The organism is Pseudomonas azerbaijanoccidentalis, assembly GCF_019145495.1.
Lineage (GTDB): Bacteria > Pseudomonadota > Gammaproteobacteria > Pseudomonadales > Pseudomonadaceae > Aquipseudomonas > Aquipseudomonas azerbaijanoccidentalis.
Map to the genome: position 1 here is coordinate 191,786 of NZ_JAHSTU010000008.1, position 19,725 is coordinate 211,510.

Here is a 19,725-nt window from a genome sequence, read left to right on the forward strand (position 1 = left end):
AAACCGCGTGCACAGGTTTTTACGACTGCGGTGCAGCAGAACGCAGGCTGCGCCAGCTGCTACTTGTGCCTTTCTCGGATTCAATTACAAATCCACAACACGGGTCTTTTCCTGACCGCTGCGTCAACGCGTAGAATGCGCGCCTGTGCAACAATACCTTTTGGACGTTTTGCTATTGAATCCTGTAACTGAAAATATCGTCGCCGCGGCACCCTCGCGGACGACGCCTGTAAGCGTTGAGCTTAAAGGCCTGCTCAGCCTGGCGCTGCCCATCATGATCGCGCAACTGGCCACCACGGCCATGGGCTTTGTCGATGCGGTGATGGCCGGCCGCGTCAGCCCGCGGGACCTGGCCTCGGTAGCCCTGGGCAACTCGATCTGGATTCCGGTCTACCTGCTGATGTCCGGCGTGCTGCTAGCGACCACACCCAAGGTCGCGCAACGTTTTGGCGCCGAGCAGTTCGACGAGATCGGCCCACTGGTGCGCCAGGCATTGTGGCTGGCACTGTGTGTCGGGTTGATCGGCAGTGGCCTGCTGCTTGCCGCCGAGCCGATCCTGCACTGGATGAAAGTCGATGCGCAGTTGATCGAGCCCAGCATGGGCTACCTGCACGGGATCGCCTTCGGCTTGCCGGGCATGGCGTTCTATTACGTGCTGCGCTGCTACAGCGATGGCATGGGCCGGACTCGCCCAAGCATGGTCATTGGTTTGTGCGGCCTGTTGCTGAACATCCCGCTGAACTATGCGCTGATCTATGGCCATTTCGGCGCACCGGCCCTGGGTGGCGTTGGTTGCGGGTGGGCCAGCGGCATCGTCATGTGGTTCATGGCATTGAGCATGGCCGCCTGGACCTTCTGGGCGCCGTTCTATGCGCGCACCCGGGTGTTGGTGCGGTTCGACCGCCCGCAGTGGGCCGTGATCAAGCGTCTGGTCAGCATCGGTCTGCCAATCGGTATCGCCGTTTTCGCCGAGTCGAGCATCTTCGCGGTCATCGCCCTGCTGATCGGCAGTCTCGGCTCCACTGTGGTGGCCGGCCATCAAATTGCCCTGAACATCAGCTCACTGCTGTTCATGATTCCTTACTCGCTGGGCATGGCGGTGACTGTTCGCGTCGGTCAGGCACTGGGGGCCGGCAATCCGTGGCAAGCGCGGTTCGCGGCGAAGGTCGGGCTCGGTGCCGCACTGGTGTTTGCGGCGTTTTCGGCGACGCTGATCCTGTGCCTGCGCGAGCCGATCGCATCTATCTACACGCCGGACAAGGCCGTGATCCAGATCGCCTCGATGCTGATTGTGTATGCCGCGCTGTACCAGTTTTCCGATGCGATCCAGGTGATTTGCGCAGGCGCACTGCGTGGCTATCAGGACACGCGTGTGACGATGATCCTGACACTGTTCGCCTATTGGGGCATCGGCCTGCCGGTCGGTTACGTGCTGGGGCTGACCGATTGGTTCGGTCCGGCCAGCGGTCCGAGCGGACTGTGGGAAGGTCTGATCGCCGGCTTGAGTTGCGCGGCGCTGATGCTGTCGATCCGCCTGACACGCAGTGCGCGCAAGCGAATCCGGCTCAGCCTTCGCTAATCACCACGGCCTGTAGGAGCCGGCTTGCCGGCTCCTGCGGATTTTACGTGGATTTCTTGCGAATCCAGTACAGATAGGTGCCGGCGTCTTCGTGTTGCGCCACCAGTTCGTGGTCAAGAAACACGCAGAACTTGGGGATGTCACGACGGGTCGACGGATCGGTGGCAATCACCTTGAGCAGGCCACCGGGTGTCAGGTCACGGATGTGCTGGTGCAGCATCATCACCGGCTCCGGGCAGTTGAGCCCCCTGGCGTCGAGGGTGCCGTCAACCGGCGAATCTAGCATGTCACTCATGATCAACTCCTGAAACTTGCCGGCATTGTCGCGCATTGCCGCCGCACTTAACAAATTACCCGACACAACACCGCCCTATAAGTGCTGCCGCAGGCTGCGATCTTTTGATCCTGCTCTATGACGTAAAGAGCAAAGTCAAATGATCGCAGCCTGCGGCAGCTCCTACAGGGGGCCAGTCAATTAGCGGGACTTGGGTTTCTTCACGTCCAGCCGGCGCAAGTGGCAGGTCACTTCTTCGCGGTCGTGGTACAGCTGCTTGCAGCCGATCTCGACCTTGATGCCCCGGGCCTTGAAACCATCGGCAATGCGCTCCAGCAGACGCTTCACTTCGGCATAGCGCTGTTTCATCGGCAACTTGAGGTTGACCACCGCTTCGCGGCAGTGCCCTTCGCCGATCCACTCTTCGAGCATCGCCGCGTTGCGTGCCGGTTTCTCGACGATATCGCAAACCATCCAGTCCACCGGTTGCTTGGGCTTGAAGGTGAAACCGTCGGCCATCAAATGCTGGACCAGACCGGTGTCCATCAGGCTTTCGGCCATCGGGCCGTTGTCGATGGCGGTCACCAGCATGCCGCGATTGACCAGTTGCCAGGTCCAGCCACCCGGTGCAGCACCGAGGTCGACGCCGGTCATGTCGCTGTGCAGGCGCTCGTCCCATTGGTCACGCGGGATAAAGTGGTGCCAAGCCTCTTCCAGTTTCAACGTCGAACGGCTCGGCGCCTCGCGGGGAAATTTCAGGCGTGGAATGCCCATCGGCCACATCGCCGAGTTGTTCGACTCAGCCAGGCCAACGAACACTTCACGACCGCTCTTGAAGGTCAGCAGCAGGCGCGGCTTGCTGGCGTCGTCCACCAGATTGCCGGCCGCCAGCAGGGCCTTGCGCAGGTGAACTTCGAATTTCTTGCAGAAATTCGACAGCTCCTTGCCGTCGTTGGTGTCGACCATTTCCAGCCACAGGCTGCCACACACCGGAAAATCCGCCATGTGCGCGAGGATCACGCTGATACGGTCGGTTTCCGGCAGATCAATAAAGATGCCCCGGGCCCATTGGCGCGGGAAGATCAATCGTTCGAAACGCTGACCACGCATCAGACGCTCGGCGCCGTCTTCTTCGGTGCAGACAAATTCGGCGCAGGCACTGGCGGCCTTGGCCTTGGCATAACCGGCCACGTTCAGTTGTGCGGCGAGGTCGGAAATCTCGGAACAGACTTCGCCTTCGAAGCCTGGCCGGCAATGCATGAATAGGGTGTTCATTCTTACTCCTGGGCAGATGGCGAGACATTCAACCACTGCGCGATGCCCAGGCTTGCTCTGGAGCAAAGCCTGTCACGAAAACCGGCGCATGATAGCCGAGATCGGAACCTGGGGTCTGTCCATAGAGTCCAGTTATTAGCCAGCTACTTAAAACAGGGCTAGGTTTAATGCTCTGCCCGTCGCCTCAGTCCGTAGCCGTGCGGACTCAAAGGAGTGATCGTAATGCCGTCCCTCGATAGCCTGAAGACTCTGAAAACCCTGCAAGTCGACGACAAGACCTACCACTATTTCAGCCTGCCGGATGCCGCCAAGAGCCTGGGCGACCTGGACCTGCTGCCGATGTCGTTGAAAGTGCTGCTGGAAAACCTGCTGCGCTGGGAAGACGAAAAAACCGTCACCGGCGCCGACCTCAAGGCGATTGCCGCGTGGCTCAAGGAGCGCCGCTCCGACCGCGAAATCCAGTACCGCCCGGCGCGCGTGTTGATGCAAGACTTCACCGGCGTGCCTGCCGTGGTCGACCTGGCCGCCATGCGCGCGGCGATGGCCAAGGCCGGTGGCGATCCGCAGCGGATCAACCCGCTCTCCCCCGTCGACCTGGTGATCGACCACTCGGTGATGGTCGACAAATTCGCCACCAGCAGCGCCTTCGAACAAAACGTCGACATCGAAATGCAACGCAACGGCGAACGTTATGCGTTCCTGCGCTGGGGCCAGAGTGCTTTCGACAATTTCAGCGTGGTGCCACCGGGCACCGGCATCTGCCACCAGGTGAACCTCGAATACCTGGGCCGCACGGTGTGGACCAAAGACGAGGACGGCCGCACTTACGCCTTCCCGGACACGCTGGTCGGCACTGATTCCCACACCACCATGATCAACGGCCTCGGCGTACTTGGCTGGGGCGTCGGCGGGATCGAAGCGGAAGCGGCGATGCTCGGCCAGCCGGTGTCGATGCTGATCCCTGAAGTGATTGGCTTCAAACTGACCGGCAAACTCAAGGAAGGCATCACCGCCACCGACCTGGTGCTGACCGTCACCCAGATGCTGCGCAAAAAAGGCGTAGTCGGCAAATTCGTCGAGTTCTATGGCGACGGCCTCGCCGACCTGCCACTGGCCGACCGCGCGACCATCGCCAACATGGCCCCGGAATACGGCGCCACCTGCGGCTTCTTCCCGGTGGACGACGTGACCCTGGAATACCTGCGCCTGTCCGGCCGCCCGATCGAAACCGTGAAACTGGTCGAGGCCTACAGCAAGGCGCAGGGCCTGTGGCGCCTGCCGGGCAAAGAGCCGGTGTTCACCGACAGCCTGGCGCTGGACATGGCCAGCGTCGAAGCCAGCCTCGCCGGGCCAAAACGCCCGCAAGACCGGGTATCGCTGCCAAACGTCGCGCAAGCGTTCAGCGACTTCCTCGGCCTGCAACTCAAACCCACCAGCAAGGAAGAAGGCCGCCTGGAAAGCGAGGGCGGTGGCGGTGTGGCGGTGGGCAACGCCGATCTGGCCGGTGAAGTGGACTACGACTTTGAAGGTCAGACGGTGCGCCTGAAAAACGGCGCGGTGGTGATCGCGGCAATCACCTCCTGCACCAACACCTCCAACCCGAGCGTGATGATGGCCGCCGGGCTGGTGGCGAAAAAAGCCGTGGAAAAAGGCCTGCGCCGCAAACCGTGGGTGAAAAGCTCACTCGCACCCGGCTCGAAAGTGGTTACCGATTACTACAAAGCAGCGGGCCTGACACAGTACCTCGATGAACTCGGGTTTGCGTTGGTTGGCTATGGCTGCACCACCTGCATCGGCAACTCCGGCCCATTGCCGGAACCGATTGAAAAAGCCATCCAGAAGGCCGACCTCACCGTCGCCTCGGTTCTCTCGGGCAACCGCAACTTCGAAGGCCGGGTCCATCCGCTGGTGAAAACCAACTGGCTGGCCTCGCCGCCGCTGGTGGTCGCCTATGCGCTGGCCGGCACCGTGCGCATCGACCTCAGCCGCGAGCCTTTGGGAGAGGACAAGAACGGCAATCTGGTTTATTTGAAGGACATCTGGCCAAGCACCCAGGAAATCGCCGAGGCCGTGGAGCAGGTGAACACCGCCATGTTCCACAAGGAATACGCCGAAGTGTTTGCCGGCGATGAACAATGGCAGGCCATCGAAGTGCCGCAAGCAGCGACCTATGTCTGGCAGGACGACTCGACCTACATCCAGCATCCGCCGTTCTTCGATGACATCGGTGGGCCGCCGCCGGTGGTGAAGGACGTCGCGGGTGCGCGCGTCCTCGCCCTGCTCGGCGATTCGGTGACCACCGACCACATCTCCCCGGCCGGCAACATCAAGGCCGACAGCCCGGCGGGCCGCTACCTGCGCGAGAAAGGCGTGGAGCCGCGGGACTTCAACTCCTACGGCTCGCGCCGCGGCAACCATGAAGTGATGATGCGCGGCACCTTCGCCAACATCCGCATTCGCAATGAAATGCTCGGTGGCGAAGAAGGCGGCAATACGCTTTACATCCCTACCGGGGAGAAGCTGGCGATCTACGACGCGGCCATGCGTTACCAGGCGGCGGGCACGCCACTGGTGGTGATCGCCGGGCAAGAATACGGCACGGGATCAAGCCGCGACTGGGCGGCCAAGGGCACCAATCTGCTGGGGGTCAAAGCGGTCATCGCCGAAAGTTTCGAACGCATTCACCGTTCCAACCTGGTGGGCATGGGTGTGTTGCCCCTGCAGTTCAAACTCGATCAAAATCGCAAGACTCTGAATCTGCGGGGCACGGAAACCCTGGATATCCTCGGCCTGACCGGCGTTGAACTGACGCCACGGATGAACCTGACGCTGGTGATCACCCGCGAGAACGGCACCCGCGAAAGAATCGAAGTCTTGTGCCGGATCGATACGCTTAATGAAGTGGAGTACTTCAAGTCGGGAGGGATTTTGCATTACGTGTTGCGGCAGTTGATTGCTTCATAACCGCCCTGTAAATACAGACACCGCCTTCGGGCGGTGTTTTTATTTGGGCAGTCACCCGTACAATCGCCCACCTCTATGTTGCGGCCGACACATCCCCTGTGGGAGCGGGCTTGCCCGCGATAGCGGAGTGTCAGGCAGCAGAGATGCTGAATGTGACGGCCCTATCGCGGGCAAGCCCGCTCCCACAGGGACTGAGGTATCCGCAGTTTTTTTATGCACAAGGAATAACAATGCTCGCCCTGCCATGGACATTTCTGGCCCTGCTTTCCCTCGGCTATGGCATGGCCCTGGCCTACGGTCATCTCGGCTGGCTGGCGGGGATCTCCGTCGGCTTGTTGCTGATCGCTGGCTTCGCCGCTCGCCAACCGCAACTTCAGTTCGGTCGCTATCTCGGCCACGCGCTGTTCATCTTCCTCGCCCTGGCCTTGGCGATGCACTGGTTGCCGGGGTTCTACAACGGTCGCGTCATACCGCCTCAGCGTTTTACCGACGACGCCGTACCGTTCTCGATGTACCTGAATCTGGACAAACCCCTGATCGGCTTTTGGCTGCTGCTTGTCTGCCCGTGGATTGTCGGTCGGCGGTCGCTGCGTAGCTTCTTTTATGTCTCGGCGCTGGCGTTGGCCTTGAGCGCCGTACTCGCACTGGGCGGTGCGCTGGCGCTGGGCGTCATCGGCTGGGCGCCGAAATGGCCGGAGCACGCCTGGCTGTGGTTGCTTAACAACCTGCTGCTGGTAACGCTGGTCGAGGAGGCGCTGTTTCGCGGCTACATCCAGGGCGGCCTGAGCCGGTATTTCAAACACTTGGCGTACGGTGAACACCTCGCGCTGATGCTCGCCTCGCTGCTATTTGGCCTGGCGCATGCCGGTGCTGGTTGGCAATGGGTGCTACTGGCAAGCCTCGCCGGGGTCGGCTATGGCCTGGCCTACCGTTTTGGCGGGCTGGCGGCGGCCATCGCCACGCATTTTGGTTTGAACATGCTGCATTTCGGCCTGTTCACCTATCCGATGCTCGCCGGCTGACGCAAGGGTCATTTTGCGACGCGCCGCTGATTCTCGAAAAATAAACTCAACCAATCACTGCGCATGCCGATACAGCACTTGAAAGCCTTGCGGATTAAAAAGCCATGCGTAACAACCAGCCAATTACACAACGCGAACGGACCTTCCCGGCCCAGCAACGGTTGATTTCCACCACCGACGCCAAGGGCATGATCACCTACTGCAACGACGATTTCGTCGAAATCAGCGGGTTTTCTCGTGAGGAACTGATCCGTGCGCCGCATAACCTGGTGCGTCACCCCGACGTCCCGGCCGCGGTGTTCGCGCACATGTGGGGCACACTGAAACAAGGCTTGCCATGGATGGGTATTGTCAAGAATCGCTGCAAGAGCGGTGATCACTATTGGGTTAACGCCTACGTGACGCCGATCTTCGAAGGCAATCAAGTGATCGGTTACGAGTCGGTGCGGGTCAAACCCACCGCCGAACAGATCCACCGCGCCGAAGCGCTCTACCAACGCATCAATCAGGGCAAGTCGGCTATTCCTTCCTCCGATAAATGGTTGCCGGTGCTTCAAGACTGGCTGCCGTTCATTCTGGTCAGCCAGTTGAGCTTCATGATCGGTGCGACGCTGACCTCGCAGTGGGGTTTCGCGCTCGCCGCTGCGCTCTCGGTGCCGTTGGGCCTGATGGGCCTGAGCTGGCAGCAACGCGGCATCAAGCGTTTGTTGCGCCTGGCCGAGCAGACCACTTCTGACCCGCTGATCGCGCAGATGTACACCGACAGCCGTGGCGCTCAGGCGCGTCTGGAGATGTCGATCCTCAGTCAGGAAGCACGTTTGAAAACCTGCCTGACCCGTTTGCAGGACACGGCCGAGCACCTGACTGATCAGGCCAAGCAATCCGATGCCCTGGCGCACAACAGCTCCACCGGTCTGGAACGCCAGCGCGTCGAGACCGAGCAAGTGGCGACCGCCGTCAATCAGATGGCCGCGACCACTCAGGAAGTCGCCAGCCATGTGCAGCGCACCGCCGACGCTACGCAGGAAGCCAATCGCCTGACCGGTCGTGGTCGTGACATCGCCGGGGAAACTCGCGAGGCCATTCAGCGCCTGTCGGTGGTGGTGGGTGAAACCGGCCAGACCGTGACCCAACTGGCCAAGGACAGCGATGAAATCGGTGGCGTGGTCGACGTGATCAAAGGCATTGCCGACCAGACCAACCTGCTGGCGCTCAACGCGGCCATCGAAGCGGCCCGTGCCGGTGAGATGGGTCGTGGTTTTGCGGTAGTGGCCGACGAAGTTCGTCAGCTGGCGCAACGCACCAGCGAATCGACCGGGCAGATTCACGCCTTGATCGCCAAGCTGCAACAAACCGCCAGTACCGCCGTGCAAACCATGGAAGCCGGGCATCGTCAGGCTGAAGAGGGTGTGGCACGGGTACTGGAAGCGGATCAGGCATTGGTGGGCATCAGCGAAGCGGTGGCCAACATCACCGACATGACCACCCAGATCGCCGCCGCCACCGAAGAGCAAAGTGCCGTGGCCGAGGAAATCAGCCGCAACATCAGCAACATCTCACACCTGGCTGACCAGACTTCGGAACAGGCACAGAACTCGGCGCTGTTGAGTGAAGAGCTGACCAAAACCGCCAACACGCAATATTCGTTGGTGGAGCGGTTTAACCGGTAACGTCAAAGTCAAAAGATCGCAGGCTGGCGTATTTCCTGTAGGAGTTGCCGAAGGCTGCGATCTTTTGATCTTGCTTCTCACAAAAACGCAGCAACCTTCCCCGCCGCAGCCGCCAGATGCTGCTCATGGCTAAACCCCGAAGCCTTCAGCGGCTTCAAATCATGATCTCCCGCCACCAGCCAGAACATCTCGATACTCGGTGACATCGCATAGCTTTCCACTGCCTCGCGATTGCCCAACGCATCACGCTCGCCCTGCACGATCAACGTTCGTGTCTTCAACCCGGCCAAATGCTCGACCCGCGGCTTCTCCGGTTTGCCCACTGCGTAAAACGGATACCCCAAGCACACCAGCGCATCGGCGCCCAACTCATCCGCCAGCAAACTCGCCATCCGCCCGCCCATGGACTTGCCGCCAATGGCCAGCCGCCCGGCGACATGACGTCGCACCTGCGCATACACCTCACGCCAGCATTCCAGCAGTTTCGGCGCCGGATTCGGCGGGCGTTTGCCGCCATCGAGGCGCCGTTGCGCCATATAAGGAAATTCGAAGCGCAGCACGTTGACGCCGTGCGCCGCGAGGCGCGCGGCCATGTCGTTCATCCAGCCGCTGTCCATCGGTGCGCCGGCACCATGGGCGAGAATCAATGTCGCCGAAGCAGTGCCTGAAGCGCCGTCCCATAGCCATCCGTGATCACGCACACACTGCGCCCATTGATCCCCGTCAATACCGGCCTTGTGCCCTTTGTCCATGCTTGCCTCGCTTTTAGTCTGCCTATAACTCCAGGCGAAGGGACGCTGTCTTGCGCTGCGCTCACTTCGACTGAACCGTGGATGGGGAACCATGAACACTTCTATCAGTACCGCCTACAACTACAAGGTGGTCCGCCAATTCGCCATTATGACGGTGGTGTGGGGCATCGTCGGCATGGGGCTCGGGGTTTTTCTCGCTGCTCAGTTGGTCTGGCCCGAACTCAATTTCAATTTACCGTGGACCAGTTTCGGCCGCTTGCGTCCGCTGCACACCAACGCGGTGATCTTCGCGTTTGGCGGCTGCGCGCTGTTCGCCAGTTCGTTCTATTCGGTGCAACGCACCTGCCAGACCCAACTGTTTGCGCCGAAAATCGCCGCGTTCTGCTTCTGGGGCTGGCAACTGGTGATTCTGCTGGCGGCCATCAGCCTGCCGCTGGGCTACACCAGTTCCAAGGAATACGCCGAGCTGGAATGGCCGATCGACATCCTGATCACCATTGTCTGGGTCGCCTACGCCATCGTGTTCTTCGGCACGGTGATGAAGCGCAAGACCAAGCACATCTACGTCGGTAACTGGTTCTTCGGCGGGTTCATCATCACCGTCGCCATCCTGCATATCGTCAACAACCTTGAATTGCCGGTGAGTTTCACCAAGTCCTACTCCGTGTACGCCGGCGCCACCGACGCCATGGTGCAGTGGTGGTACGGGCACAACGCCGTGGGCTTTTTCCTGACTGCCGGGTTCCTCGGCATGATGTATTACTTCGTGCCGAAACAGGCCGAACGCCCGGTCTATTCCTATCGCCTGTCGATCGTGCACTTCTGGGCGCTGATCACCCTGTACATCTGGGCTGGTCCGCACCACTTGCACTACACCGCACTGCCGGACTGGGCGCAGTCGCTGGGCATGGTGATGTCGCTGGTGCTGCTGGCGCCGAGTTGGGGCGGAATGATCAACGGCATGATGACGCTGTCGGGCGCCTGGCATAAGTTGCGCAGCGACCCGATCTTGCGCTTTTTGGTCGTCTCCCTCGCGTTCTACGGCATGTCGACCTTCGAAGGCCCGATGATGGCGATCAAGACCGTCAACGCCCTCTCCCACTACACCGACTGGACCATCGGCCACGTACACGCCGGTGCGCTCGGCTGGGTGGCGATGATTTCCATCGGCGCGCTGTACCACATGATCCCGAAAATCTTCGGTCGCCCGCAGATGCACAGCATCGGCCTGATCAACGCGCACTTCTGGCTCGCCACCATCGGCACGGTTTTGTACATCGCTTCGATGTGGGTCAACGGCATCGCCCAAGGCCTGATGTGGCGCGCGGTGAACGAGGACGGCACGCTGACCTACTCCTTCGTCGAAACCCTGGTGGCCAGCCATCCAGGCTTCGTCGTGCGTTTGGTGGGCGGCGCGATCTTCCTCAGCGGCATGTTGCTGATGGCTTACAACACCTGGCGCACCGTGCGGGCCTCGCAGCCTGCCGAAGCCGCCGCTGCCGCGCAGATGGCCTGAGGAGTCCAGCATGAAACACGAAACAATCGAGAAAAACGTCGGCCTGCTGATGCTGTTGATGGTGCTCGCCGTGAGCATCGGCGGTCTGACCCAGATCGTCCCGCTGTTCTTCCAGGACGTGACCAATAAACCGGTGGAAGGCATGAAGCCCTACACCGCGCTGCAACTGGAAGGCCGCGATATTTACATCCGCGAAGGCTGCGTCGGCTGCCACTCGCAGATGATCCGGCCGTTTCGCGCCGAAACCGAACGTTACGGCCACTATTCGGTGGCCGGTGAAAGCGTGTGGGATCACCCGTTCCTGTGGGGATCGAAACGCACCGGGCCGGACCTGGCGCGAGTCGGCGCACGTTATTCGGATGACTGGCATCGCGCGCACTTGTACAACCCGCGCAACGTCGTGCCGGAATCGAAGATGCCCGCCTACCCGTGGCTGGTCGCCAATCAACTCGACAGCAGCCACACCGAAACCAAGCTCAAGACGATGCGTACCCTCGGCGTGCCGTACACCGACGACGACATCACCGGCGCCGTTGCTTCGCTCAAGGGCAAGAGCGAAATGGACGCACTGGTCGCCTACCTGCAAGTGCTCGGCACTGCGATCAAGAGCAAGAGGTGAGGCATGGTCATTGAAATGAGTACTGGAATGATCCGCGGTCTCGGCACGGTCGTGGTGTTCGTGGCCTTCGTCGGCCTGACGCTGTGGGTGTTCAGCGCCAAGCGCAAAGCGGAATTCGCCGAAGCGCGCCTGCTGCCGTTCGCCGATGAGACGCAACCCGACACGACCCAAGCCTCTGAAACAAGGAGTACCCGGCCATGACCACCTTCTGGAGTATGTGGATTTGCGTACTGACCATCGGCAGCCTGATCGGCCTGACCTGGCTGTTGATCGGCACCCGCAAGGGCGAAACCAAGGGCAGTGTCGACCAGACCATGGGCCACAGCTTCGACGGCATCGAGGAGTACGACAATCCGTTGCCGCAATGGTGGTTCATGCTGTTCGCCGGCACCCTGGTGTTTGCCGTCGGCTACCTGATCCTTTACCCGGGCCTGGGCAACTGGAAAGGCATCCTGCCCGGCTACGAAAATGGCTGGACCGGCGTGCACGAATGGGAAAAGGAAATGGACAAGGCTGACGCGAAGTTCGGGCCGATCTTCGCCAAATTCGCCGCGATGCCAGTGGAAGAAGTGGCCCGAGACCCGCAAGCGCTGAAAATGGGCGGTCGCCTGTTCGCCTCCAATTGCTCGGTGTGCCACGGTTCGGATGCCAAGGGCGCGTTCGGTTTCCCTAACCTGGCGGACAGCGACTGGCGCTGGGGTGGCAACGCCGACACCATCAAGACCACCATCATGGGTGGACGCATGGCGGCCATGCCGGCCTGGGGGGAAATACTCGGTGAGGACGGCGTGAAAAACGTTGCGGCTTATGTGCGTCATGAACTGGCCGGCCTGCCACTGCCTGCCGACACCAAGGCCGACCTGCAAGCCGGACAGCAAGCGTTCAGTACCACTTGCGTAGCCTGTCATGGGGCAAACGGCCAGGGCACTGAAGCCATGGGTGCGCCGAACCTGACGCACCCGGCCGGCTTCATCTACGGCACCAGCCTGACCCAGCTTGAACAGACAATTCGTCATGGTCGCCAGGGCCATATGCCGGCGCAAAACGAACTGCTGGGCAACGATAAAGTGCAGCTATTGGCCGCTTATGTGTACAGCCTGTCCCACGGCTTGAATACCGAGCGCTTACAGGCTGAAGACAACCGCGAATAAATCTCGACCGCTCTGCTGCCGCATTCTTCGCAATGCGGCAGTTCCCTCCTTCTTTGCGACCCATTGTCGCACCCTCCTTCAGTCTTCCTTTCGGATCCCCGGATTCGGGTCTAAGCTTCCCCCGATGCGGACTGGCCGGTGCCGGTTCCAGGTCGACCCTGAAACGACGTGTTCGACAAATCGGCTGACTGACAGGCCGCAAAGGCTGGTAGATACCGGCTGTCGCGCCAATTGCCTCCGGTCACCCAAACGTTGCGTTTGAACACACCCCGTTACACCCGACCTGACCCCCTCGACTGATCTCTGCGCCGGGACGATTTGTCCATGGGTAATTTTGCCCTTACGCGGCGCATGGAAAGGCCGCAGAATCAGCTTTTGAAAGCATTGACTCAGGTCATGGCGCGTTGCAATGACCCCCTGCTTTCTCCATACTTGCGGCCGATTTTCAATCCTAATAAAACACCCAAACCGTGGAACCTTAGAATGAGCACAGCAATCAGTCCGACTGCTTATAACTATAAGGTAGTCCGCCAGTTCGCCATCATGACGGTGGTCTGGGGGATCCTTGGCATGGGGCTCGGTGTCTTCATCGCCTCGCAACTGGTTTGGCCGGAGTTGAACTTCGGTCTGCCGTGGACGAGCTTTGGACGCTTGCGCCCGTTGCACACCAACCTGGTGATTTTCGCCTTCGGTGGCTGTGCACTGTTTGCCACTTCTTATTACGTCGTGCAGCGAACCTGCCAAACGCGACTGATTTCCGACAGCCTCGCCGCCTTCACCTTCTGGGGATGGCAAGCGGTGATTGTCGGCGCGATCATTACCTTGCCGATGGGTTTCACCACCACCAAGGAATACGCGGAACTGGAATGGCCTCTGGCTATTCTGCTGGCCATTGTCTGGGTCACCTACGGTCTGGTGTTCTTCGGCACCATCGTCAAGCGCAAGACCAAGCACATCTATGTAGGTAACTGGTTCTACGGCGCGTTCATCGTCGTGACCGCGATGCTGCACATCGTCAACCACATGTCGCTGCCGGTCAGCCTGTTCAAGTCCTACTCGGCTTACTCGGGTGCGACCGACGCAATGATCCAGTGGTGGTACGGCCACAACGCCGTGGGCTTCTTCCTGACCACCGGCTTCCTGGGGATGATGTACTACTTCGTGCCGAAACAGGCCGAACGTCCGATCTACTCCTATCGCCTGTCGATCGTGCACTTCTGGGCGCTGATCACCCTGTACATCTGGGCCGGTCCGCACCACCTGCACTACACCGCACTGCCGGACTGGGCTCAGTCCCTGGGCATGGCGATGTCGATCATCCTGCTGGCTCCAAGCTGGGGCGGCATGATCAACGGCATGATGACCCTGTCGGGCGCCTGGCATAAGCTGCGCACCGACCCGATCCTGCGCTTTTTGGTCGTTTCCCTCGCGTTCTACGGCATGTCGACCTTCGAAGGTCCGATGATGGCGATCAAGACCGTGAACTCGCTGTCGCACTACACCGACTGGACCATCGGCCACGTACACGCCGGTGCCTTGGGTTGGGTTGCGATGATCTCGATCGGCGCGATCTACCACATGATCCCGAAACTGTTCGGTCGTGCGCAGATGCACAGCACCGGCCTGATCAACACCCACTTCTGGCTCGCGACCATCGGTACCGTTCTGTACATCGCTTCGATGTGGGTCAACGGCATCACCCAGGGTCTGATGTGGCGCGCAATCAACGATGACGGCACCCTCACCTACTCGTTCGTCGAAGCGCTGCAAGCCAGCCACCCTGGCTTCATCGTTCGCGCACTGGGCGGCGCGTTCTTCGCCACCGGCATGCTGTTCATGGCCTACAACGTATTCCGTACCGTACGCGCCTCGAACCCGGCAGAAGCCGAAGCCGCCGAACAGATCGCTGTAGTTGGAGCTCACTGATGAAGCATGAAGCAGTCGAGAAGAATATTGGCCTGCTGGCCTTCTTCATGGTTATCGCCGTCAGTGTCGGCGGCCTGACCCAGATCGTTCCGCTGTTTTTCCAGGATGTCACCAACAAGCCGGTCGAGGGCATGAAGCCCCGCACCGCCCTTGAACTGGAAGGCCGGGACGTTTACATCGCCAACGGTTGTGTCGGCTGCCACTCGCAGATGATCCGCCCGTTCCGTGCTGAAACCGAACGCTACGGCCACTACTCGGTCGCCGGTGAAAGCGTCTGGGATCACCCGTTCCTGTGGGGTTCCAAGCGTACCGGTCCGGACCTGGCCCGTGTCGGCGGTCGTTACTCCGATGACTGGCAGCGTGCGCACTTGTACAACCCGCGCAACGTAGTGCCTGAGTCGAAAATGCCGGCTTACCCGTTCCTCGTGGAAAACAAGCTCGACGGCAAAGACACCGCCAAGAAAATGGAAGTCTTGCGCACGCTCGGCGTCCCTTACACCGACGAAGACATCGCCGGTGCCAAGGATGCTGTGAAGGGCAAAACCGAAATGGACGCGCTGGTGGCCTATCTGCAAGGCCTGGGCACCATCATCAAAAGCAAACGGTGATCTAAATGGATATCGGGATGATTCGTGGCCTGGGCACCGTCGTTGTGATGGTGGCCTTCATCGGTCTGGCGTTGTGGGTATTCAGCCCCAAGCGCAAGTCGGAGTTTGAAGACGCGACCTTGCTGCCTTTTGCGGATGATCCCGAAGCCATCAAGCACGTCGAGCAAGCTTCTAGGAGTAACAAAGAATGACTACATTCTGGAGTCTGTACGTCACAGTCCTCAGTCTCGGTACGATCTTTTCCCTGACCTGGCTGCTGCTGTCGACCCGCAAGGGCCAGCGCACCGAGGCCACCGAAGAGACGGTTGGGCACTCTTTCGACGGGATCGAGGAGTACGACAACCCGCTGCCGAAATGGTGGTTCATGCTGTTCGTGGGCACCATCATTTTCGCTCTGGGCTACCTGGTGCTGTACCCGGGCCTGGGCAACTGGAAAGGCCTGCTGCCAGGTTACAACTACCTGGATAACGAGAAGCAGACCGCGTTCGCCAACGGCCAGACTGGCTGGACCGGCGTCCACGAGTGGGAAAAGGAAATGGCCAAGTCGGACGCCAAGTTCGGCCCGATCTTCGCCAAGTTCGCTTCCATGCCAATCGAAGAAGTGGCCAAGGACCCGCAAGCCTTGAAGATGGGTGGCCGCCTGTTTGCCTCCAACTGCTCGGTTTGCCACGGTTCTGACGCCAAGGGCGCTTATGGCTTCCCTAACCTGACCGACGCCGACTGGCGCTGGGGCGGCGAGCCGGAAACCATCAAGACCACCATCATGGGCGGCCGTCACGCGGTCATGCCAGCGTGGGCTGAAGTGATCGGCGAGCAAGGCGTGGCCGACGTGGCGGCGTTTGTCCTGACCAGCCTCGACGGCCGCAAGCTGCCGGAAGGCGCCAAGGCTGACCCGGTTGCCGGCCAGAAGCTGTTCGCCGCCAACTGCGTGGCTTGCCACGGTCCGGAAGGCAAAGGCACCCCGGCCATGGGCGCACCTAACCTGACCCACCCGGGCGCGTTCATCTACGGCTCGAGCTTCGCTCAACTGCAGCAGACCATCCGTTACGGCCGTCAGGGCCAGATGCCTGCGCAAGAGGCAATGCAGGGTAACGACAAGGTTCACCTGCTGGCCGCTTACGTCTACAGCCTGTCTCACGGTGAGAAGGCTCCGGCGGCGGACGCCCAGTAAGGCAAACGCGTGATGTAAAAAAAGCCCTGTCATCTGACGGGGCCTTTTTTTGCGTTTTGTTTATCGGACAGGAATGACTGCAATCGGCTGACGGCTCGGCCAATTGTTGCCATTGACTTGATGGACTTTCCGCGTCTTGCGATCCGGCGCGATATCGGCGATCAGATACGTCTGATTGGAAGCACCAGCGCTGAGGAACACCGGTACGTCATCAAAATAGTCGCGACGGCTCCAGCCGATGTACAACGACCGGCGGTCGAGCGCTGGCGAGACGAGGTTGCGAGCCGAACGAGCTGGTAGTAACGTTGCTACGTCTGCACATTCTGGAGGGTCACCCATGATGGCCATCACCACCATTTCCAGCCGCGAATTCAACCAGGACACAAGTGGTGCCAAAAAAGCCACGCGTCAGGGGCCGGTTTTCATCACCGACCGAGGCAAACCGGCCCATGTGCTGCTAAGCATTGAGGATTACCAAAAACTGACCGGCATCAATGCCGATATCGTCGAGCTGTTGGTAATGCCAGAAGCGGCAGACATCGAGTTCGAAACCGAGCGTGCCGTGATCACTCACCGCCCTGTGGATTTGTCTTGATGTTTCTACTTGATACCAACGTGATTTCGGAGTTACGCAAACCCCAGGCTAATGCGAACGTCGTCGCCTGGGCCAAAAGCATCATCGCTCCGCGCATGTTCATTTCGGCCATTACCTTGAAAGAACTGGAGACCGGCGTTCTACGCATGGAGCGCCGTGATCCCGCGCAGGGAAAGGTATTGCGCACCTGGCTCAAGCGTCACGTCATCCCGGCTTTCGATGCGCGTATCCTGCCGATTGATGCTGCCGTGGCCCTTCGGTGTGCCAGCTTGCATGTGCCGGATCGCGCCAACGAGGCAGATGCGTTGATTGCAGCCACCGCGCTGGTTCATGGCCTGACTGTCGTCACCCGTAACGTCGGCGATTTTCAATCCAGTGGCGTGCAGCTGATTAACCCATGGGCCGATTGAGCCTCGGCCCTCGCAAACCCGTCCATAATTCACAAGTCAATTGATTCAAGTCATTACACCATCAATTGATTTTGCCAAACGTGACCAAAGGTCGCACCCTTGGGCTAGAGCGACAGGCGTATCATTGCGCCACTGCAACAGACCTTTTTGACCGCGGTCGGCACGTACTGACCGAGGCATTTTTCCACTGCCGTGGGATGCAATGATGAGCAACCAGATTCCGGTACACGACGTCACGCCACCCTCCAAGAACGCGAACAACAGCGTCGACCTCTACGCCTCTCGAGAAAAGATCTACACCCGCGCCTTCACCGGCCTGTTCCGCAATTTGCGGATGGCGGGCGGTGCCGTGTTGTTTCTGCTGTATTTCGGCACGGTCTGGTTGAACTGGGGTGGTCATCAGGCCGTTTGGTGGAACCTGCCCGAGCGCAAGTTCTTTATTTTTGGCGCGACCTTCTGGCCTCAGGATTTCATCCTGCTGTCGGGCATGTTGATCATCGCCGCGTTCGGCCTGTTCTTCATCACGGTGTACGCCGGCCGGGTCTGGTGCGGTTATACCTGCCCGCAAAGCGTGTGGACCTGGATCTACATGTGGTGCGAAAAGGTCACCGAAGGCGACCGCAATCAGCGCATCAAGCTCGACAAAGCGCCGATGAGCGCCAACAAGTTCCTGCGCAAGTTCAGCAAACACGCCATGTGGCTGTTGATCGGTTTCGTGACCGGCATGACCTTCGTCGGTTACTTCTCGCCTATCCGCGAACTGATGATCGATTTCTTCACCGGCGAGGCCGATGGCTGGTCCTACTTCTGGGTTGGTTTCTTTACCCTCGCCACCTACGGCAACGCCGGCTGGCTGCGCGAACAGGTGTGCATTTACATGTGCCCGTACGCGCGCTTCCAGAGCGTGATGTTCGACAAGGACACCCTGATCGTGTCCTACGATCCGCGCCGTGGCGAAGGCCGCGGCCCACGCAAGAAAGGCGTCGACTACAAGGCTCAGGGCCTGGGTGACTGCATCGACTGCACCATGTGTGTCCAGGTCTGCCCGACCGGCATCGACATCCGCGACGGCCTGCAGATCGAATGCATCGGTTGCGCCGCCTGCATCGATGCGTGCGACGCCATCATGGACAAAATGGAGTACCCGCGCGGCCTGATCAGCTACACGACGGAGCACAACCTGTCGGGGCAGAAAACCCATAAACTGCGTCCGCGCCTGATCGGCTATGCCGTGGTGCTGTTGGCGATGATCAGCTTGCTGGTGACCGCGTTCTTCATGCGTTCGCTGGTGGGTTTCGACGTCAGCAAGGACCGCGTGCTGTACCGCGAGAACGCCGAGGGCCGAATCGAAAACGTTTACAGCCTGAAGATCATGAACAAGGACCAGCGCGACCACACCTATGTACTCGAAGCCACTGGCCTGCCGGACCTCAAGCTGCAAGGTCGGCGCGAGATCAAGGTGGCGGCCGGCGACATCATCAGCCAGCCGGCCGAATTGTCCGTGGCGCCGGAACACCTGCCATCGAGCACCAATGAGGTGAAGTTCATTCTCAAGGACGCCGATGACGCCAGTATTCAAGTTGAAGCCAAGAGCCGATTCATCGGCCCACAAAATCGTTGAGAGAAGTGATCATGCCCGCAGCAACTGCCGCAAGTCCTTGGTACAAACACCTTTGGCCGTGGATCATCATCGGAATTCTGGCCTGCTCGGTCACCCTGACCCTGTCCATGGTGACCATCGCGGTGAACAACCCGGACAACCTGGTCAACGACAACTACTACGAGGCCGGCAAAGGCATCAACCGCTCCCTCGATCGCGAACTGCTGGCGCAAACCCTGCTGATGCGCGCCAGCGTGCATCTGGATGACGTGACTGGCGAAGTCGACCTGCGTCTGAGCGGCAACAGCCAGCCCAAGACCCTGGAACTGAACCTGATCTCGCCGACCCAGCCCGAGAAAGACCGCAAGATCGTCCTGAGCCGCAGCGAAACCGAACAGGGCCGCTATATCGGCCAATTGAGCGACAAGATCGAAGGTCGCCGTTTTATCGAATTGCTGGGCACCCAAGACGACCATATCTGGCGCATGTTCGAAGAAGAACTGGTCAGCCATGACAAGGATTTGCTGCTCGGTGACGAGCCGCTGCAAGGCGCTGAACACCAGTAGGAGCTACCGAAGGCTGCGATCTTTTGA

The 19,725-nt window shown here is 60.1% G+C and carries 20 protein-coding genes; 16 read left to right on the forward strand and 4 right to left on the reverse strand.

Going from position 1 to position 19,725, the window contains the following annotated elements; genetic code table 11:
- Window positions 1–175: 175 nt before the first annotated feature.
- Window positions 176–1,579, forward strand: a complete 1,404-nt coding sequence (locus tag KVG88_RS23840) for an MATE family efflux transporter (RefSeq protein WP_225934125.1) — start codon at window positions 176–178, stop codon at window positions 1,577–1,579.
- Window positions 1,580–1,622: 43 nt separating this feature from the next.
- Here the strand turns inward: KVG88_RS23840 and tusA are convergent, their stop codons facing one another.
- Entirely contained in the window at window positions 1,623–1,874 is a 252-nt protein-coding gene (gene tusA, locus KVG88_RS23845) for a sulfurtransferase TusA (protein ID WP_217872915.1), read from the reverse strand.
- A gap of 180 nt (window positions 1,875–2,054) precedes the next feature.
- The gene (gene rlmM, locus KVG88_RS23850) at window positions 2,055–3,128 is read right to left on the reverse strand and encodes a 23S rRNA (cytidine(2498)-2'-O)-methyltransferase RlmM (protein WP_217872916.1); all 1,074 of its coding nucleotides are present in this window, start codon (window positions 3,126–3,128) and stop codon (window positions 2,055–2,057) included.
- Window positions 3,129–3,350: 222 nt separating this feature from the next.
- On the opposite strand from rlmM, the gene acnA reads away from it, so the two are divergent.
- From acnA to KVG88_RS23865, 3 genes are all read left to right on the forward strand, one after another.
- Window positions 3,351–6,092, forward strand: a complete 2,742-nt coding sequence (acnA, locus tag KVG88_RS23855; RefSeq protein ID WP_150701092.1) for an aconitate hydratase AcnA — start codon at window positions 3,351–3,353, stop codon at window positions 6,090–6,092.
- A gap of 230 nt (window positions 6,093–6,322) precedes the next feature.
- The gene (locus tag KVG88_RS23860) at window positions 6,323–7,114 is read left to right on the forward strand and encodes a CPBP family intramembrane glutamic endopeptidase (RefSeq protein ID WP_217872917.1); all 792 of its coding nucleotides are present in this window, start codon (window positions 6,323–6,325) and stop codon (window positions 7,112–7,114) included.
- Between the two features lie 104 nt (window positions 7,115–7,218).
- A complete protein-coding gene (locus KVG88_RS23865; RefSeq protein ID WP_150701090.1) occupies window positions 7,219–8,784 on the forward strand; it encodes a methyl-accepting chemotaxis protein in 1,566 nt (521 codons plus the stop codon).
- Between the two features lie 77 nt (window positions 8,785–8,861).
- Here KVG88_RS23865 and KVG88_RS23870 read toward each other — a convergent pair whose 3' ends face one another.
- Window positions 8,862–9,536 carry an alpha/beta family hydrolase gene (locus KVG88_RS23870; RefSeq protein WP_217872918.1) on the reverse strand — a complete coding sequence of 225 codons (675 nt, stop codon included), beginning with the start codon at window positions 9,534–9,536 and terminating at the stop codon, window positions 8,862–8,864.
- A 91-nt stretch (window positions 9,537–9,627) separates the two neighbouring features.
- Between KVG88_RS23870 and ccoN (KVG88_RS23875) the strand changes: the two genes are divergently transcribed.
- From ccoN (KVG88_RS23875) to ccoP (KVG88_RS23910), 8 genes are all read left to right on the forward strand, one after another.
- Complete coding sequence (gene ccoN, locus KVG88_RS23875) at window positions 9,628–11,052, forward strand: cytochrome-c oxidase, cbb3-type subunit I (protein WP_150701088.1); 1,425 nt, start codon at window positions 9,628–9,630, stop codon at window positions 11,050–11,052.
- A 10-nt stretch (window positions 11,053–11,062) separates the two neighbouring features.
- Entirely contained in the window at window positions 11,063–11,671 is a 609-nt protein-coding gene (gene ccoO, locus KVG88_RS23880) for a cytochrome-c oxidase, cbb3-type subunit II (RefSeq protein ID WP_150701087.1), read from the forward strand.
- Window positions 11,672–11,674: 3 nt separating this feature from the next.
- Window positions 11,675–11,872, forward strand: coding sequence for a cbb3-type cytochrome oxidase subunit 3 (locus KVG88_RS23885; RefSeq protein WP_150701086.1), 198 nt, complete (start codon window positions 11,675–11,677; stop codon window positions 11,870–11,872).
- Entirely contained in the window at window positions 11,869–12,822 is a 954-nt protein-coding gene (gene ccoP, locus KVG88_RS23890; protein WP_217872919.1) for a cytochrome-c oxidase, cbb3-type subunit III, read from the forward strand. The genes KVG88_RS23885 and ccoP (KVG88_RS23890) overlap by 4 nt, the downstream gene beginning before the upstream one ends.
- Window positions 12,823–13,305: 483 nt before the next feature.
- Window positions 13,306–14,748 carry a cytochrome-c oxidase, cbb3-type subunit I gene (gene ccoN, locus KVG88_RS23895; protein ID WP_150701084.1) on the forward strand — a complete coding sequence of 481 codons (1,443 nt, stop codon included), beginning with the start codon at window positions 13,306–13,308 and terminating at the stop codon, window positions 14,746–14,748.
- Complete coding sequence (ccoO, locus tag KVG88_RS23900) at window positions 14,748–15,356, forward strand: cytochrome-c oxidase, cbb3-type subunit II (protein WP_007905434.1); 609 nt, start codon at window positions 14,748–14,750, stop codon at window positions 15,354–15,356. The genes ccoN (KVG88_RS23895) and ccoO (KVG88_RS23900) overlap by 1 nt, the downstream gene beginning before the upstream one ends.
- Before the next feature lie 5 nt (window positions 15,357–15,361).
- A complete protein-coding gene (locus tag KVG88_RS23905; protein ID WP_003175465.1) occupies window positions 15,362–15,547 on the forward strand; it encodes a CcoQ/FixQ family Cbb3-type cytochrome c oxidase assembly chaperone in 186 nt (61 codons plus the stop codon).
- Entirely contained in the window at window positions 15,544–16,527 is a 984-nt protein-coding gene (gene ccoP, locus KVG88_RS23910) for a cytochrome-c oxidase, cbb3-type subunit III (protein ID WP_150701083.1), read from the forward strand. The genes KVG88_RS23905 and ccoP (KVG88_RS23910) overlap by 4 nt, the downstream gene beginning before the upstream one ends.
- A gap of 60 nt (window positions 16,528–16,587) precedes the next feature.
- On the opposite strand, the gene KVG88_RS23915 is transcribed toward ccoP (KVG88_RS23910), so the two are convergent.
- Window positions 16,588–16,866 carry a hypothetical protein gene (locus KVG88_RS23915; protein WP_217872920.1) on the reverse strand — a complete coding sequence of 93 codons (279 nt, stop codon included), beginning with the start codon at window positions 16,864–16,866 and terminating at the stop codon, window positions 16,588–16,590.
- A gap of 1 nt (window position 16,867) precedes the next feature.
- On the opposite strand from KVG88_RS23915, the gene KVG88_RS23920 reads away from it, so the two are divergent.
- The 4 genes from KVG88_RS23920 to KVG88_RS23935 all read left to right on the forward strand — a co-directional run bounded on the left by KVG88_RS23920 (window position 16,868) and on the right by KVG88_RS23935 (window position 19,698).
- A complete protein-coding gene (locus KVG88_RS23920) occupies window positions 16,868–17,122 on the forward strand; it encodes a type II toxin-antitoxin system Phd/YefM family antitoxin (protein ID WP_056857098.1) in 255 nt (84 codons plus the stop codon).
- Window positions 17,122–17,532: a type II toxin-antitoxin system VapC family toxin gene (locus KVG88_RS23925; protein ID WP_150701081.1), complete on the forward strand. Its 411-nt coding sequence runs from the start codon at window positions 17,122–17,124 to the stop codon at window positions 17,530–17,532. Before KVG88_RS23920 ends, KVG88_RS23925 begins: the two co-directional genes overlap by 1 nt.
- Window positions 17,533–17,737: 205 nt before the next feature.
- Window positions 17,738–19,153 (forward strand): cytochrome c oxidase accessory protein CcoG, encoded by a 1,416-nt coding sequence (gene ccoG / locus KVG88_RS23930; RefSeq protein ID WP_217872921.1) that lies wholly within the window; start codon window positions 17,738–17,740, stop codon window positions 19,151–19,153.
- An 11-nt stretch (window positions 19,154–19,164) separates the two neighbouring features.
- On the forward strand, window positions 19,165–19,698 hold the full coding sequence (locus tag KVG88_RS23935) for a FixH family protein (protein WP_150701079.1): 534 nt from the start codon (window positions 19,165–19,167) through the stop codon (window positions 19,696–19,698).
- The last annotated feature ends 27 nt before the right edge of the window (window positions 19,699–19,725 follow it).